Here is a 14,638-nt window from a genome sequence, read left to right on the forward strand (position 1 = left end):
CCTTATTAACGGAGTTCATCTACAGTATGCTGTACCCCATCCTGGGGCCGTTTTTTGTTATTCGATTGTCTCTTCCTTGTTTTCATCCGTTGCGTGCAATTTCCTGAACCGATAAATGAAGTAAAGAAGAGATAAGACTAACGCGACTACAAGGAATATTGCCAGGATGCTTAGATTATGCCACATGAAGCTATAATCGCCTGTTGAAATGACTGCCCTAAATGCATTGATCGAATACGTCATCGGTAGGAAAGGTGTGAAACCTTGCAGGAATCCTGGAACCAATTCATTCGGGAAGGTCCCCCCGCTGCTTGTCAATTGAAGAATCAAGATCAACAACGCGATAAACCTCCCAGGATTATCCAATGCCGAACCAAGGAACTGAATGATCGCCATGAATGTACAGCTAGCAAGGATACTTACTGCGAAAAATAGCGGTAAGCTCGTAACCTCGATTCCCAGTCCTAGAATCAGAATCGAATCGACCAATATGGCTTGACAGATTCCTATAAGGGCCATGACGCTATACTTACTGATGAACCAACTGAATCCATTTGCAGGCTTAACGGCAGGCTCCCTTAGCTTGAAAATGATCGTCAGGACGATCGCCCCGATGAATAAACTCAAGGAAATGAGATACGGTGCAAAGCTTGTGCCATAGTTTGGGACGTTATGGATCGGCAATTTATCCACTTTAACTGGACTTGCAAACATATCATATACATCATCATTTGATTTTATTTTGCCAGCTTCATCTGCGCCATCCTTCAATTCATCATGCAATTCTTCCGATCCATCAGATAGTTTGGCGATGCCATCTTGCAGCTTAATCGCTCCGTTCGCCAAATCCCCCATTCCATTTGTCAAGCTCGATGAGCCTTCTTTCAGCCTATCCGTTCCGGTAATCAAACTTTTGGAACCTTCGGAAAGCTGAGAGGTGCCGCTCGATAACTGCTTGGAGCCATCTTCAAGCTGATCAAGCCCGTTAACCAGGTTGTTGCTGCCATCGGTTAACTGTCCAAGGCCGTTTTGTGCGGCATTGATACTTTCGCCAAATGTTGTCAATCCGGCTACCAATTGACCTTGACCGTCTTTTAGCTCATTCGCCCCGCCGGCAAGTTTATCTTGAGCTTGCTTCAATTGATTAAAACCACCGTTCAGCGCACTTGCCCCTTCACCTAATTGAGCTGCTCCGTCGTTTAAATTGTTGCCTCCCTTGGCAATTTCGGATGCGCTCGCCGAAAGCTTTCCAACCCCTTCGGAAACTCCTTTACTTCCTTCGCTGATACGGGAGAGCGAGGCAATCACTCCATCCAGCCGTGCTTTCTCGGCGGGATCTTCCGTGCTTTCGGATTGTTGTTTCATACCGGAAATAACTTCTTCCAAACCGGCTGTAACTTCAGCTGCCCCAGCTCTCGCATCACCTGTAGCTGCACTCCATTCGGATAAGGAGCCTGAAAGCTGACTAGCACCGGCAGCGACACCATTTGCTCCCTCAGTCAAAGCTGGCAGCTTTTCTTCGATCTGATTGAAACCAGCTAATGACTGCTGCAAGCCGTTGGCCAATTCACCGGTTCCTGCTTCGGATTTTTTGGCACCCTCCAAAAGCCGGGATTGTCCGTCTTTCATTTGACCGACACCAGAGCTAAACTGTTGCAATCCTTGATTCAGTTCTTTTGACCCTGCTGCTGCCGAACCAATTCCATTGGAAAAGGTCAAAGATTTTTCGGCCAATTTTTCGAGATTTTCATGAATTTCAACTGAACCGGAATGAACCGAATCAATTCCGTCTTCCACTTTTTTGGAGCCTTCTTTAGCAGAGTTAATACCTTCACCAAGTTCAGTTGATCCGTTTTTAACGGTATCCGTTCCATCTTTTAACTTCCCGGCACCATCACTGGCACTTTTTAATCCGTCAGCAACTTCGTTCAAATTGTCAAACATGGATTCCGCGTACGTCTTCGTAACAGCTGACGATACTTCCCCTTTGATTCTTTCAGTAGCTGCATCTCCGATTTTCGTAGATATATAGTTAAACCCCTCGTTAGAGGTGTAAATTAAATCGAGTTTCTCCGGATTATCCTCTTGCAAAGTCGTTGCATTTTTGGAAAAGTTTTTCGGTATCTCTATTTTCATGTAATAATCTTGGTTTTCAAGACCTTCATTTGCTTCTTTTTGAGTGACGAAGTGCCAATCAAAGTCATTTTTATCGTTTAACTCCTTCACAAGGTCTTTTCCGATTGTGAGTTCCGTATCATTGAACTCGGCTCCCTCATCCATATTGACGATAGCAACCGGCAATTGGTCCACCTTGCCATATGGATCCCAAAACGCCCAAAGGAATGTTCCACTGTATAGTAAAGGAATCAATATGATCCCGATAATGGAAATGAGTATCATGGGATGCTTGATGATTGCTGAAAATTCACCCTTTAAAGATTTGGACACACTTACCAAGTCCTCCCTTTACGGCAATATTGCCGTTTGTATGTTGGATTGCATCTAAAATTTATCGTTACGTTCATTCTTTTCCAAAAAAATGATAATAACTGACCGTATTGTTCATTTGGTCATTCATAGGATTGAATATAACATTTATCCTGCCTTTTATCAATATTTTTTCATTTTCCCCATTCTAACTTTTGCTACTTAAATCCCTATTCCTTTACAGCTCAACATCAACAATGGGCGGCGCACCTCGAAACATATTTCCAAAAAAAGGCATCCGGAATATCGGATGCCCTTGCCTTCTTCTATAAAAATTATTTCCAAATAACTAAATGAAGCGCTTTCATATCATTTGGAAGTGATGCCCGTTAACTTTTCCGCCTGCCTAGTCAATTTATCCAATGAATCCCGATACTCTTTTTCCAGTTGCTTTATGATGTCTGCAGCTGTATCGATTTTTTTTATCGCTCCAACGCCATGTCCGGCTGACCAAATGTCACGCCACGCTTTTGATTCGGAAGTTTTGGACATGCTGTCGAAATCCACCTTTTCTTTTTTGGCTAATTGCTCGGGGTCCATGCCTGCCTTTTTGATGCTTGGCTTCAGCATATTGCAATTCACGCCTGAAAAAGCATCAGTCAAGATGATATCATCATGATCCGAATCGACAAGCATTTCACGATACTCATCATTCGCCCTGCTCTCCTTCGCTACGATAAAACGCGTTCCCATATATGCAAGATCCGCTCCTGCGGCTTGAGCAGCCAAGATGCTGTGACCCGTACTTATCGAACCAGCGAGCAATATGATGCCGTCCCAGAATGTCCTGACGCTGTCCACAAACGCAAAGCTATTGATTTCACCCGCATGGCCCCCAGCTCCAGCAGCTACCAAGATCAATCCATCGACACCGGAATCGGCAGCTTTTTTGGCAAACTCCACACTGCTGACATCCGAAAAGACTAATCCGCCATAGCTATGTACGACGTCCACCACATGTTTAGGGGACCCCAATGATGTAATGATGATGGGAGGTTGATGTTTTTTGACTAGTTCCAATTCTTCTTCCAGACGGCTATATGTACGATGGACAACCATGTTCATTGCCCATGGTGCAATCTTGCTGTTCGGATCTTTATCCTTTGCCGCCTTCAATGTATCGCTTATTTCGCCCATCCATTGGTCAAGCATCTCTATCGGGCGGGCATTTGGCGCTGGAAAAGAACCAATCACACCATTCAAACAACATTCTTTCACTAACTCAGGACCCGATATCAAGAACATGGGTGCAGAGATGACTGGCAGAGATAATTGATTCCACCACTGTTCAGGCAAAGTTCTACTCATCTACGAAACCTCCCGCTATTAATATATTACCAAAATATAACTTAACAAGATTATCATACTTCTAAAATGCGGAATTTTCAAGAAATTAATTACGCTGACTTCTATTCTGATGGAAAGAAAAAGATTTCAATTAAAAAACCGTATATGGAAAATGCTCCATATACGGTTTCGATTTAATTGGTAAGGACCCATTTACGAATGGCCTTTGCTACACCATCTTCTTCATTCGTCGCTGTGACCCAATCCGCTTTTTCCTTCACTTTAGCTTGTGCATTTCCCATCGCGACTCCCATTTTCGCCTCGGAAATCATCGCTAGATCATTAAGGCTGTCTCCGACTGCCATTACCTGATCCATCGTGATATTAAGCAATGAACAAACGAGCGTTATCGCTTTCGCTTTATTTACGCCCCTGGCATTGACTTCAATATTCGTGGGACTTGAATTGCTGATTTCCAGATTGCCTCTTGATACCAATTCATCCATGATGATTTTGCGGGTTGCTTCATCTTCTGTATCAAATCCGAATTTAAGCCATTCGGAATCGGTGATTTTTTCAGGCATTTCAGCTCTGTACACATTATCGCAGCTAATGGCCCAAAAATGCGTGCCATGCTTTTGGCTTAATTCCCACATCCATTGAACGGACTCTGTATCCACGATATTTCTTTCGACCAGTTTTCCTTGATTATCATAAATCTCGCTTCCATTTACCGTAATGAGATAAGATCTGAGTGCCATTGACTTTGCAAAATCACTGCATGTCGCATAAGACCTTCCTGTGCTCAATACAACAAACACGCCTTGCTCTTCTGCTTCTTTGATCGCTTTCCGATTTTCTTCGGAAATCTCCCCGGCTCGATTCAGGAGTGTTCCATCCATGTCTAACGCGACCAGCTTAATATCTGGTTTCATCATTTTCTTCACCCTTTCGTAAAACCTTCTCTATGTACCTCATACCATGATAGCTTATTTTGTGATTACAAGGAAAGAACGTGATTGATTGAACAGGTTTCTTCCAGCAAGATTTTGCTTATCCTACTTCTACGTCATCATTTTGAAAGCGAGGTCAAGAATGACCATGACCTCCGCCAATCCAAATTGACGAAGAAACAAGATATACGGACATATCTATTCCTTCTCTTTTTCCATTTCATCCAATTCTTGTTTGATTTGTCCCTCCCATTTAGGAACTCCGTCATTTTCATCGAATTCGATAATGACATCCGTTACTCCCCGTTCCTTGAATATTTCATCAAACAGTCGATCTTTAATGTCATCCGCTTCGGCAATCGAAATATGGGGATCAAGCTCCACTTCCAATTCAACGTGAAAGTCTTCGCCTTCTTTTAGTACCGCAAGTTTCTGGATATCCCTTACATCCGGATCACTCATGACCATGCTTCCGATTTTTTGCCGCATTTCTATATCTGCTTCTCCAAGAGCGCCTGCTGCATTATCAAGGAAAACCCGGCCAACCACGTAGAACATACCAAGGCCAATCATGACAGAAGCGACACCTTCCGCTTGAATGAAGGGGGTGAAGTTCGCTAACAAAATGGCAAGAATCGCAAGAAGTCCACCGCCGGTAGCTACCATATCTTCCATGAAAACAAGTTTCGTCGCTGGTTTTGCCCGCTTCAAACCAGCAAAACTTTTAAAGATGATCGCTGTGCCTGTTGCTTCGATACCAGTCTCATGCACGACTTCCTTCATCGCTTTAAATAATACATATGATTCCAGCACGACAGCCAAGGTTAAAACGGACAAGTTAATGATGATTCCAGTAGAATGTACAGGATGCAAAATGTGGTGAAAGCCCTCTTTGATCGTTTCATAGGACATGATTCCGACAACAAGCACTGCACCTAAAAGGACGAGATTGACCAGACGGCCGAATCCATCCGGAAATCGTTCTGTTGGTGATTTTTTACTTAATGCAGAACCGATGAATACGAAAAACTGGTTTGCGGCATCGCCCAACGTATGTAATGTTTCCGCAAACATAGCGACATTTCCAGTCATGAAATAAGCTATTCCCTTTAAGACGGCAATGATGCTATTCACGCAGGCAGCAGTGAATGCCGATTTATTGCCTTGCTTTAATAATTGAAACAATTCCTTCAATAAGAGTCCCCCCAGTTTTTTTTATTAATCCTTTATCATAATGTATTATCCCCAACACTCGATTAGATGAAACCACAATAGGGAAAAACGACGTTGCTTTCTATCCAATTGGTTACCTTCTATATTTCGGGACAAGCTGGAAGGCTCGGACACCCTTAATTGATTATTGCGGCACAAAAACTGGCAGTAAGCACTTTGCCTACCGCCTATCAGGTCATATATGGTTCAGGCTTCCACCCGTTTCACTAGCTTTGATGGATTATTGACTTTATATCGGATTTCTTTATCGTATTTCTTATCGACCACTTTACCATCAAATTCAATTTCGTCGCCGATCGATAGCTCAGCTTTTTTCAATGTCTTGCTATACCCGCACCAAGCGTCGCCGATCGACAGCTCTGGTTCCGTCGTAACTTTGACATTCGACAGCAGGATAACTTCATCTTCCTCACCAGTAAAATGGTTCATTTTCGCCGTGAATTCCTTGACTGTTGCATTAAAATGCACTTTTTCAGCTGGTAAATCCAATTTTGGTTTCGCTGTCGCCTTTTTGCTTTTCGTTTTTGCCTTTTTTGGTTCCTCACTTAATGGATCGGAAGGTTGCGATATGGGAGCCTCTGTCCCCTTTTCATTTTCACTTGAAATGGCCGTCATGTCGGTAACAGGACCGCTCAACAACTCTTTTCCGAAATTGGAACTTTGCATTTCCTTTAAGTAGGAAGGATGGATACAGCTGAGCTTTCCATTTTCAAATTCAACGACAACCGTATCAAGTCCGTTCCCATATTGTTCGTACCCTGCCAATTTTACCTTTCCTTGATAGCTGCCGCTTTTATATACCAGTTCCCTTTTTACCGATCGGGCAGTGAACAATTTCCATTCCAACCCTTTGGAAATATAATCTTCATCATCAACAAAAGTGATAAATTCGCCTTTCGGGACAATATAATGAATCAATTCTTCAGCTGGAGTTTCAGCCACAGTCACCACTCCTAATTTTATATATATGTTTATATTCTAGCAAAGGATCTCAAAGATGCAAATGAATCATGATCATAAGTTCAACGAGAATGACGAAGAGGCTCCCCAACTGCCTTTGGAAGGGCGAGCACCGTAGTGGTAAGCAACGGTCTACGTACACGGTGGGTTTTCACGCAGAGCGGAATGAATGGGTCATGGTAATAACGATAAAACGGTTGCGGGGCCCCTGGGGAAATGCGGTCTAGGAAGAGACCCACACTCATAAAAAAGCCGGATATCAAAAAGGGCTGCCCCTTAAGGAACAACCCTTTTTATCGAATATTCACTCTACCATTGCCGTGGTCTATTGAATTTTTTTCAGTTGTTCTCGTGGTTCAGGAATGATGGCGGCTCTTTTATGATAAAACAGAAAGTATGATCCGATAACGAGAACCGTGAGAAGGGTCGTCAGAAAGAATTGCAACCGCATGGAATCGATGAACGCTTGTGCGGCAAAAATGATGAATAAGGCGGCAATCGTGGCGTAGGTTAAGTAAGGGAATAGCCACATTTTCACTTTGAGTGTTCCTGGATTTTCTTTTTCGGTCTTTTTCCTTAGGTACAAATGAGAAAAAGCGATGAAGATATACATGATCATGGTAACTCCACCCGAGCTATTTGCGAGAAATGCAAATAATTTATCAGGGGAGACAAATTTAAATGTTGTGCACACATAGGCAAAGAACACACTGGCCATTAAAGCCCAGATCGGGATTCCCCGCTTATTGACGCGTGAAAGGATTTTTGGTGCATCTCCTTTTTTTGATAAGGAATACAGCATACGAGAGCTTGTATATAGTCCAGAATTCAAAACGGATAGCAACGAGATGAAGATTACGAAATTCATGACTTGACCCGCGGCAGGAAGTCCTGCCATATCGAATACGCTGGCATAGGGGGTTTTCAATAACTCATTTGCTCCTTGCGGGATCAAGATGACCAATACAGTAACTGACCCGACAAAGAAAAGGAGCAGACGCCATACAACCGCGTTAATGGCCCTAATGATATTTTTTTCAGGGTTTTCCGATTCTCCTGCTGCAATGGCCGCAACTTCACTGCCTGATAACGAGAAAGTAATGAAGATGACACTCAGGAGTACGGGAAGAAAGCCATTAGGGAAAAATCCCCCTTCGTTTGAAATGTTGGAAAGGCCAGGTGATTCGAATGCTGGCACAAATCCAAATATCATGGCAGCACCGAGAAATAAAAAGATAACGATGGCCGTAACTTTCATAAAGGCTAACCAGTATTCAAATTCCCCGTAGGCTTTGACCGAATAGATATTCGTGATGGTCATCAAAATGGGGAAAGATAAACTAGCTGCCCACATGGGGATGGAAGGATACCAATCGTTTACCATCGTACCCAATAAAGTCGTTTCAATGGCAATGATGATGACCCAGTTGAACCAGTACAGCCAGCCAATCGTATATCCGGCCCAAGGACCAAACGCCTGATGTGCATAGGTTGAAAAGGAACCGCTATCAGGATTCACCACAGCCATTTCACCTAGCATGCGCATGATAAGTACGATCATCAGACCTGCAATGATATAAGAAAAAATAGCGCCTGGTCCTGCGGAAACAATGATCGTGCCGCTTCCGATAAATAAGCCTGCCCCGATAACCCCGCCGATGGAGATCATGGTCACATGTCTGGTCTTGAGACCATGCTTCAATTCATTCGATTGCAAAGCCACTATTGTCACCATCCTTTAAACCTGTCAGATTTCCATTTTGCGATAATGCCTTTTCCGTGCCATGGATACACTAGCCGAAATCTTTCATTCTTACGTGGATACAAGAGATTCAATCCTTGTTTCTCCGCTTCTAGAAGATCGATTGGTAAAACTTATATGTACATTCATAATGACGAGAAAAACTATGGACAGCTTTGTACGTTTACTCTTTTTTCTTAATCCTTGATCTGCAGTGATACGCCTGGGTAGTCCAATGATAGGCAAAGCCTTGTACTTTAGTGGAATGATCACAAAAAACGAAGTCTATATCGTGTGCTTCAGCCTCCTCTACTTGAATTAGTAAAGCTATTATATTTTAGAGCAATATCCATGCCAAAAAAGGATCGTCCACATAGCTAGATTTCACGCCTTTGATAGGAAAAATCGATACAATAATGAATTGAAAAAAGATTTTTTTGATTCATTATGGATTTTCCGATTCTTTTCTGAATCAAAAACTGGATATCTGTTTTGTAAAATTCAGATTGATGTTTTCATGATAAAACAAAAGAAGATGCCTCGACTCACTGCTTGGATACCGGCATCTTCCAAATGGTTAAACTGAACCTATTTTACATTTTATATTCTAAAGCTCACTATTTAAGTACAGGAAAAAAAAATTTCAATATGTATGTTTTATGTATCAGGCCAAGATAAGTGCACTATCCATCATATGGGAAGTGGATGCTGAAGGTGGTTAAAGCTTCATTGGACTCACAATTCATATACCCATCATTGCTTTCGATGATTTTTTTACATACGTATAGACCGATTCCCGTTCCTAACTCTTTTGTGGTGACAAACGGCTCGAAAATGGTTTCAATCAGTTCACTGGCAATGACAGGCCCATTATTGGAAATGCGAATGATTTGTTCATTTTCTTCTATTGAAGAGTGTATCTTCAAAATTCTAGGATGTTCTTTGTCCTTCAATGCATCAATGGAATTTATAAAGAGATTTAAAAACACTTGTTTCAAACCGTCCTTGCTCGCTGTTATGAAGAAATTCGGAAAAATGTCTATTTCAACATTAACGCTCGCATCCACAATATTGGCATATGTCAGTTCCTGTATTTCTTCAATTAAATTCAACACGGAAATGTCCTCTATTTGCTCCTCGTTAAAATCAGATTTGGAAGTATGAAGGAATTGGGTTATCCTGAAATTCAACTGATTTAATTCATAATCGATGATATCCAAATATTTCAATTCTGGATTCTCTCGCTTCAGCAATTTATTGAACCCCATAATGGCTGTAAGCGGGTTTCTGAACTCATGCACAAAGCTAGATGATATTTGCCCAAGTACCGCTAATTTATCTTTATGATTCTCGCTGATATAAGACTTTTTCTCCTCAATCAACTCATTCGTAAGATTCGTATATTCCGTTACGGCATGATAACTGAAAGTATCAAAGTGTACATTAATCGCATTAATGAATTCCTGCAAATGAGAAAGTGGAATATTGGCCCCGAAAATATTTCTTATGATGATATTTCTCCCTAAATTAATATTATAGAGAAAATCCCCAATGTTAATATTTGCTTCAAGGCGCTCTTTTGCAACTTGATGGGCCAATTTTGTCAGCATGTCATCAGATAAGTCGCCCTTGAACGTTTGGATGACCAGGGCATACATGCCATAGCCATTCTCTTTGATTTTTTCTTTATACGGATCTATTTCATCAATCTTAATTGTCTCGTTCCATTCATTTAAAAATAAGGTTTGATTTTCTTCCAAGTATTGAATCAATACTTTTTTATACTGATTATTTTCAGACGACAACTCCATACTATGACCACCACATCCCCTTGCGGAATTTTAGACAATGCATCAATAACACCATTCTATATGAGATTTTGATTTCCTGCACTTCAATATTTAATGTTTTTATCAACATGGTGAACCCCTCTCTTTCCACGAAAGGAAGCATGGTAAAAACAAGAAATGGAGCTTTAAGGGGGGCAGGACTACACTTTGCCGTATATCGCAACTTTCCAATGTTGACGGGATTGGATTGAGAAAGGGGCAGGTCTTGCCTTTCCCTCATGTTACCTTTCACTTGTGGAATTATCCCGGGTGCTTCCTTTTCCAAGCAATCGATCAATGGTGCGTAAACGGACCTGTAGACAATATAATTATAACAGAAGATTCAAATATCTTCCAAAGTGAATTTGCTGGAGTTCAAAGTTCCCGGCGTTTCCATTAACTTAGTCTTTCAGGATTATGTATCGTGTCCCGTTATTTCCAAACCTCATCCAAAGCGTCCCTAAATAGTTGGTCTAAATACTCTGTCGGGTCTTCAGGTTTCATATCTAATGTTTTAGCATAATTCGTCAAATGCGCCATTTCCTTTTCTAAAAAGTCATGAATGACTACAATTCTAGGTTCAAGGTCCAACTCTTCGCCATTTATTTTCCTCGTGAGCAAAGTTTGGATTTCCATTTTTAGTGGTCCCCCTGGAATGATACCTTCGAGTAATGCCCGAAACGGCATCGGGGGGATGGTGTTATATTTTTCGATCCAAAGGCATGCCATGACTGGACGAAGCACATAAAAATATTTTTTGATTTTCACCTGTTCATTTTGTAAATGATTTCTATAATTGCCCTTGGCCATGTTCAAATAATGATACAATGCTGCGGCTGGTACATACACCTTGTCACTCATTTCCTTCAGCTTGCCGGCAATCGAATAAGCTTGATGATATACGATTCCCGAGTTCAACCATTCGTGAAGCGGGGGGTTGGATTTTCTGAATAACCGCAGGGCTTTCGTAAGTTCCCAACCATTGATATCCAATTCATCATTGATTGGCAGCTCAATGACATCTCGCTTTTTATCAATGGACAAATACCAATCTTGTTTATGTATATAAATGAACCTAACATCGTAATCACTATCTTTCGATGGAAATTCCCATGCCCGGCTCCCCGATTCACATGCGTACAGGATTTTGACATCATTGGCTGCTTCAATACCCTTTAATTCTTCTATTATTTTTTCTTTCATGACACTTCCCCCTTCTCGATTTATCACGAAGCTTGGAAGTTTAACCTTCGCCTCCGCCTTTAGCTTTTATAAATCTCCCTTACTCTCTGAACATGCTTTCCTAAACCGATCGAAAGCTGCCCCATACGAGTTCAGCGGTGCACATCCATAAAGCGGTTCGCCTTACATCCGCTTGTTTTCGTCCTATGGCCACTTTCCAGATGTCATTTGTGATTGAAGAGATGTTGCTTTCATGGATCAGACTCCATTGCAATTATATCATTTTACGGCTAGTAAGCTTCCATATATAAACAAAGAGACCTTTCAAATGCGAAGGGTCTCTTTGTTTCTCTCTTTATCCATTGCGTTCGATTTGCATTTTTTCCCTGCTTGCTTTTTCTTTTTCTATTTTTTGCTGCCTTGAGGTTCCGGCTACTAAAATGCCGATCACCACTAGGGCTTCAAATCCATATTTCATGAAGGGATTGGCAAAGTAGTCTTGCATGAATGGTTCAGCAACGATCATCTTGGAAGCTGTCCAGCCAAGAATCCCTGCCCCGATAATGATGATGAATGGGAAACGCTCGATCAGTTTTAAGATCAATGTGCTTCCATACATAACGACTGGAATCGAAACTAGCAAGCCGATTACCACTAACGTGAAGTTACCATGTGAAGCACCTGCCACAGCCAGGACATTATCCAGTCCCATCAAGGCATCGGCAATGATGATCGTTTTAATCGCAGCCCACATTGAATCTGCCGGCTTCAAATCTGGTTCTTCTTCATCGATAAGGAGCTTATAAGCGATCCATACGAGAAGTAATCCTCCAATTAAATGTAATCCTGGAACCTCCAAGATAACGACAACAAGCAGCGTTGCAATGATCCTGATCACAATCGCCCCGACAGCTCCCCAAATGATCACCTTTTTTTGCTGATCTTTCGGAAGCTTTCTGGCAGCAAGCCCGATTAGGATTGCATTATCACCAGCAAGAACCAAATCTATCATAATGATTGCTAAAAGTCCTGAAATGAATTCACCTGTTAAAAAATCCAACACATCTTCCTCCTTTAATACAAAAATAAAGAGACCTCTGCCATAAATGGCAAAGGTCTCGCTGAGCACTAAATGAATTAGGCCAATAAAGCCGGTGGGATTCCACGTAATGACGACTTTATTTCAGGTTATCCCTGACGCTACTCCCCTTCACGGGAATGAAGAGCTATGTAATTCCGCTTCACTTATGGTATAGGCCTCTTAGGAAAATACCATAAAAAAATATCACTAGTTCAGTATACCAAAATTACGAATAAATGAAAGAAAAAAAATAAGGAATGATAGACCTGTTTTTTTTGCAAAATATTGGCTATTCCTTCATATATGAAGATTTTACAAAAAAGTTCATCACTGCAGGCCTATCTTAAAAGTTTAATTTAGCTGGACCAATATCTCCATCAATCATCTCTGTCAAGTGATTGGTTAATTTCTCTGCAAGGCGCGGTATTGTGTTCAAATCCTTTCCCCATAATTGCTGATTATGCAAGATGGCCTCGATGAATTGCCAGGTTGGGACTTCTTTCTTATCGTGAAGCCTCCATAGATCTTGGAAGAATCCAATAACCTGTAAATCGTCTTGAATGATATATTCCTTACCGCCAAAGCTTTTGCCAATATACTTCCCATTTACTGTTTCTCCTTTATAAAAGCGGAGCAGACCCGCAAAACCTCTTACAATGGAGGCAGGCAGCTTCCCATTTCTTTCATGATAGTCTTCCAGCGTAGGTAGGAGGCGGACCTTAAACTTTGAAATGCTATTCAAAGAGATATCGGAAAGGAAATGCTGAACAAATGGATTGGCAAATCGCTCCAAAACGCTTTCCCCGTATTCGAGCAGTTCATCCTTGCCATATGGCAAGGAAGGAATGATTTCTTTTTCGATAGCCTGATATAGAAATTGATGGAAATCCGGATGTTCGGTGGCTTGTTTCACTTCTTTCAGGCCAAACAAAATCCCAAGAGGTGCCATTAATGTATGTAACCCATTTAATATCCGGACCTTCCTTAGCTGATAGGGTGTCAAATCCTTCACCCATCGTACATTCAAGCCTGATTGCTGCAACGGAAGGCGCTTATCGAGGGCCTGATCACCTTCAATGACCCATAAATGATAAGCTTCGGCAGTAGTTAGCAATGTATCCTCATATCCCAAAGAAGAAAATAACTCATGCGACTCTTTAACCGGGAAACCTGTTACGATTCGGTCAACAAGCGAGTTAAGGAAGAGGTTGTCCTGTTCTAGCCATTCAATGAATGACTTTGGCAACTCCCATTCCGCACAATGCTTTAGCACACACTGCTTCAATGAATCGCCGTTCCTCTCCAAAAGCTCACAAGGAAGCATGATGAGTCCTTTTTCCGAATCTCCCTGAAAATGAAGATAACGCCGATATAAAAAGGCGGTAAGCCTTCCCGGAAAGGCTTCGATCGGCTCCCCTTCAACAAAAGGAGTTGGCTGATATTTAAGCCCTGCCTCTGTCGTGTTGGATACTACGAATTCCAATGTAGGAATTTCGGCCATTTCCAAAAACCCCCACCACTCTTCATAGGGATTTATAACTTTTGAAAATACGGAAATGATCTCTGTATATTCCACCACTTCACCTTGATGGAAACCACGCATCATTAATGTATAAAGTCCGTCCTGCTGCTTCAATTCTTCGATTTTCCTTTTTCCTGTAGGACGAGGTTGTGTAACCGCTATACTTCCCTTGAAATGACCTTGTTTATTGCTTTCGGCTATCATCCAATCGAAGAAGCCGCGAAGGAAATTCCCCTCCCCAATCTGCAAAACTTTTATCGGATAATGCAACATTTGTGCAGATTGGACAGCCTGGGTATTTCGATTTAATCGCTTCAAGTTTCCTTCATTCATGTGCATGGCCACAAAACTCCTTTCTTACGG

The 14,638-nt window shown here is 41.8% G+C and carries 10 protein-coding genes; all 10 read right to left on the reverse strand.

What is annotated here, in order from left to right:
• Positions 1 to 57: 57 nt before the first annotated feature.
• On the reverse strand, positions 58 to 2,448 hold the full coding sequence (locus AS888_RS00525; RefSeq protein ID WP_061140258.1) for a YhgE/Pip domain-containing protein: 2,391 nt from the start codon (positions 2,446 to 2,448) through the stop codon (positions 58 to 60).
• Positions 2,449 to 2,796: 348 nt separating this feature from the next.
• On the reverse strand, positions 2,797 to 3,795 hold the full coding sequence (locus tag AS888_RS00530; RefSeq protein ID WP_061140259.1) for an NAD(P)H-dependent flavin oxidoreductase: 999 nt from the start codon (positions 3,793 to 3,795) through the stop codon (positions 2,797 to 2,799).
• A 173-nt stretch (positions 3,796 to 3,968) separates the two neighbouring features.
• Positions 3,969 to 4,709 carry a Cof-type HAD-IIB family hydrolase gene (locus AS888_RS00535; RefSeq protein WP_061140353.1) on the reverse strand — a complete coding sequence of 247 codons (741 nt, stop codon included), beginning with the start codon at positions 4,707 to 4,709 and terminating at the stop codon, positions 3,969 to 3,971.
• 216 nt (positions 4,710 to 4,925) lie between these two features.
• Positions 4,926 to 5,921 carry a cation diffusion facilitator family transporter gene (locus tag AS888_RS00540; protein ID WP_061140260.1) on the reverse strand — a complete coding sequence of 332 codons (996 nt, stop codon included), beginning with the start codon at positions 5,919 to 5,921 and terminating at the stop codon, positions 4,926 to 4,928.
• A gap of 225 nt (positions 5,922 to 6,146) precedes the next feature.
• Entirely contained in the window at positions 6,147 to 6,902 is a 756-nt protein-coding gene (locus tag AS888_RS00545) for a hypothetical protein (RefSeq protein WP_260320065.1), read from the reverse strand.
• A 343-nt stretch (positions 6,903 to 7,245) separates the two neighbouring features.
• A complete protein-coding gene (locus AS888_RS00550) occupies positions 7,246 to 8,655 on the reverse strand; it encodes an amino acid permease (protein WP_081092250.1) in 1,410 nt (469 codons plus the stop codon).
• Positions 8,656 to 9,344: 689 nt separating this feature from the next.
• Positions 9,345 to 10,472, reverse strand: a complete 1,128-nt coding sequence (locus AS888_RS00555) for a histidine kinase N-terminal domain-containing protein (RefSeq protein WP_061140262.1) — start codon at positions 10,470 to 10,472, stop codon at positions 9,345 to 9,347.
• A gap of 450 nt (positions 10,473 to 10,922) precedes the next feature.
• Positions 10,923 to 11,693, reverse strand: a complete 771-nt coding sequence (locus AS888_RS00565; RefSeq protein ID WP_061140264.1) for a nucleotidyltransferase domain-containing protein — start codon at positions 11,691 to 11,693, stop codon at positions 10,923 to 10,925.
• 334 nt (positions 11,694 to 12,027) lie between these two features.
• Positions 12,028 to 12,732: a TerC family protein gene (locus tag AS888_RS00570; protein WP_061140265.1), complete on the reverse strand. Its 705-nt coding sequence runs from the start codon at positions 12,730 to 12,732 to the stop codon at positions 12,028 to 12,030.
• Between the two features lie 364 nt (positions 12,733 to 13,096).
• Positions 13,097 to 14,608 (reverse strand): tagaturonate reductase, encoded by a 1,512-nt coding sequence (locus tag AS888_RS00575; RefSeq protein ID WP_221408549.1) that lies wholly within the window; start codon positions 14,606 to 14,608, stop codon positions 13,097 to 13,099.
• Positions 14,609 to 14,638: the final 30 nt, after the last annotated feature.

The sequence above is a fragment of the Peribacillus simplex genome (genome assembly GCF_001542915.1).
Taxonomy (GTDB): Bacteria; Bacillota; Bacilli; order Bacillales; family DSM-1321; genus Peribacillus; species Peribacillus simplex_B.

Excerpts from the sequence above, each read along its gene's own strand:
- AS888_RS00575 (WP_221408549.1), bottom strand. The coding sequence starts at position 14,608 with ATGAATGAAGGAAACTTGAAGCGATTAAATCGAAATACCCAGGCTGTC.
- AS888_RS00530 (WP_061140259.1), bottom strand. The coding sequence starts at position 3,795 with ATGAGTAGAACTTTGCCTGAACAGTGGTGGAATCAATTATCTCTGCCA.
- AS888_RS00555 (WP_061140262.1), bottom strand. The coding sequence starts at position 10,472 with ATGGAGTTGTCGTCTGAAAATAATCAGTATAAAAAAGTATTGATTCAA.
- AS888_RS00535 (WP_061140353.1), bottom strand. The coding sequence starts at position 4,709 with ATGAAACCAGATATTAAGCTGGTCGCGTTAGACATGGATGGAACACTC.
- AS888_RS00565 (WP_061140264.1), bottom strand. The coding sequence starts at position 11,693 with ATGAAAGAAAAAATAATAGAAGAATTAAAGGGTATTGAAGCAGCCAAT.
- AS888_RS00550 (WP_081092250.1), bottom strand. The coding sequence starts at position 8,655 with ATGGTGACAATAGTGGCTTTGCAATCGAATGAATTGAAGCATGGTCTC.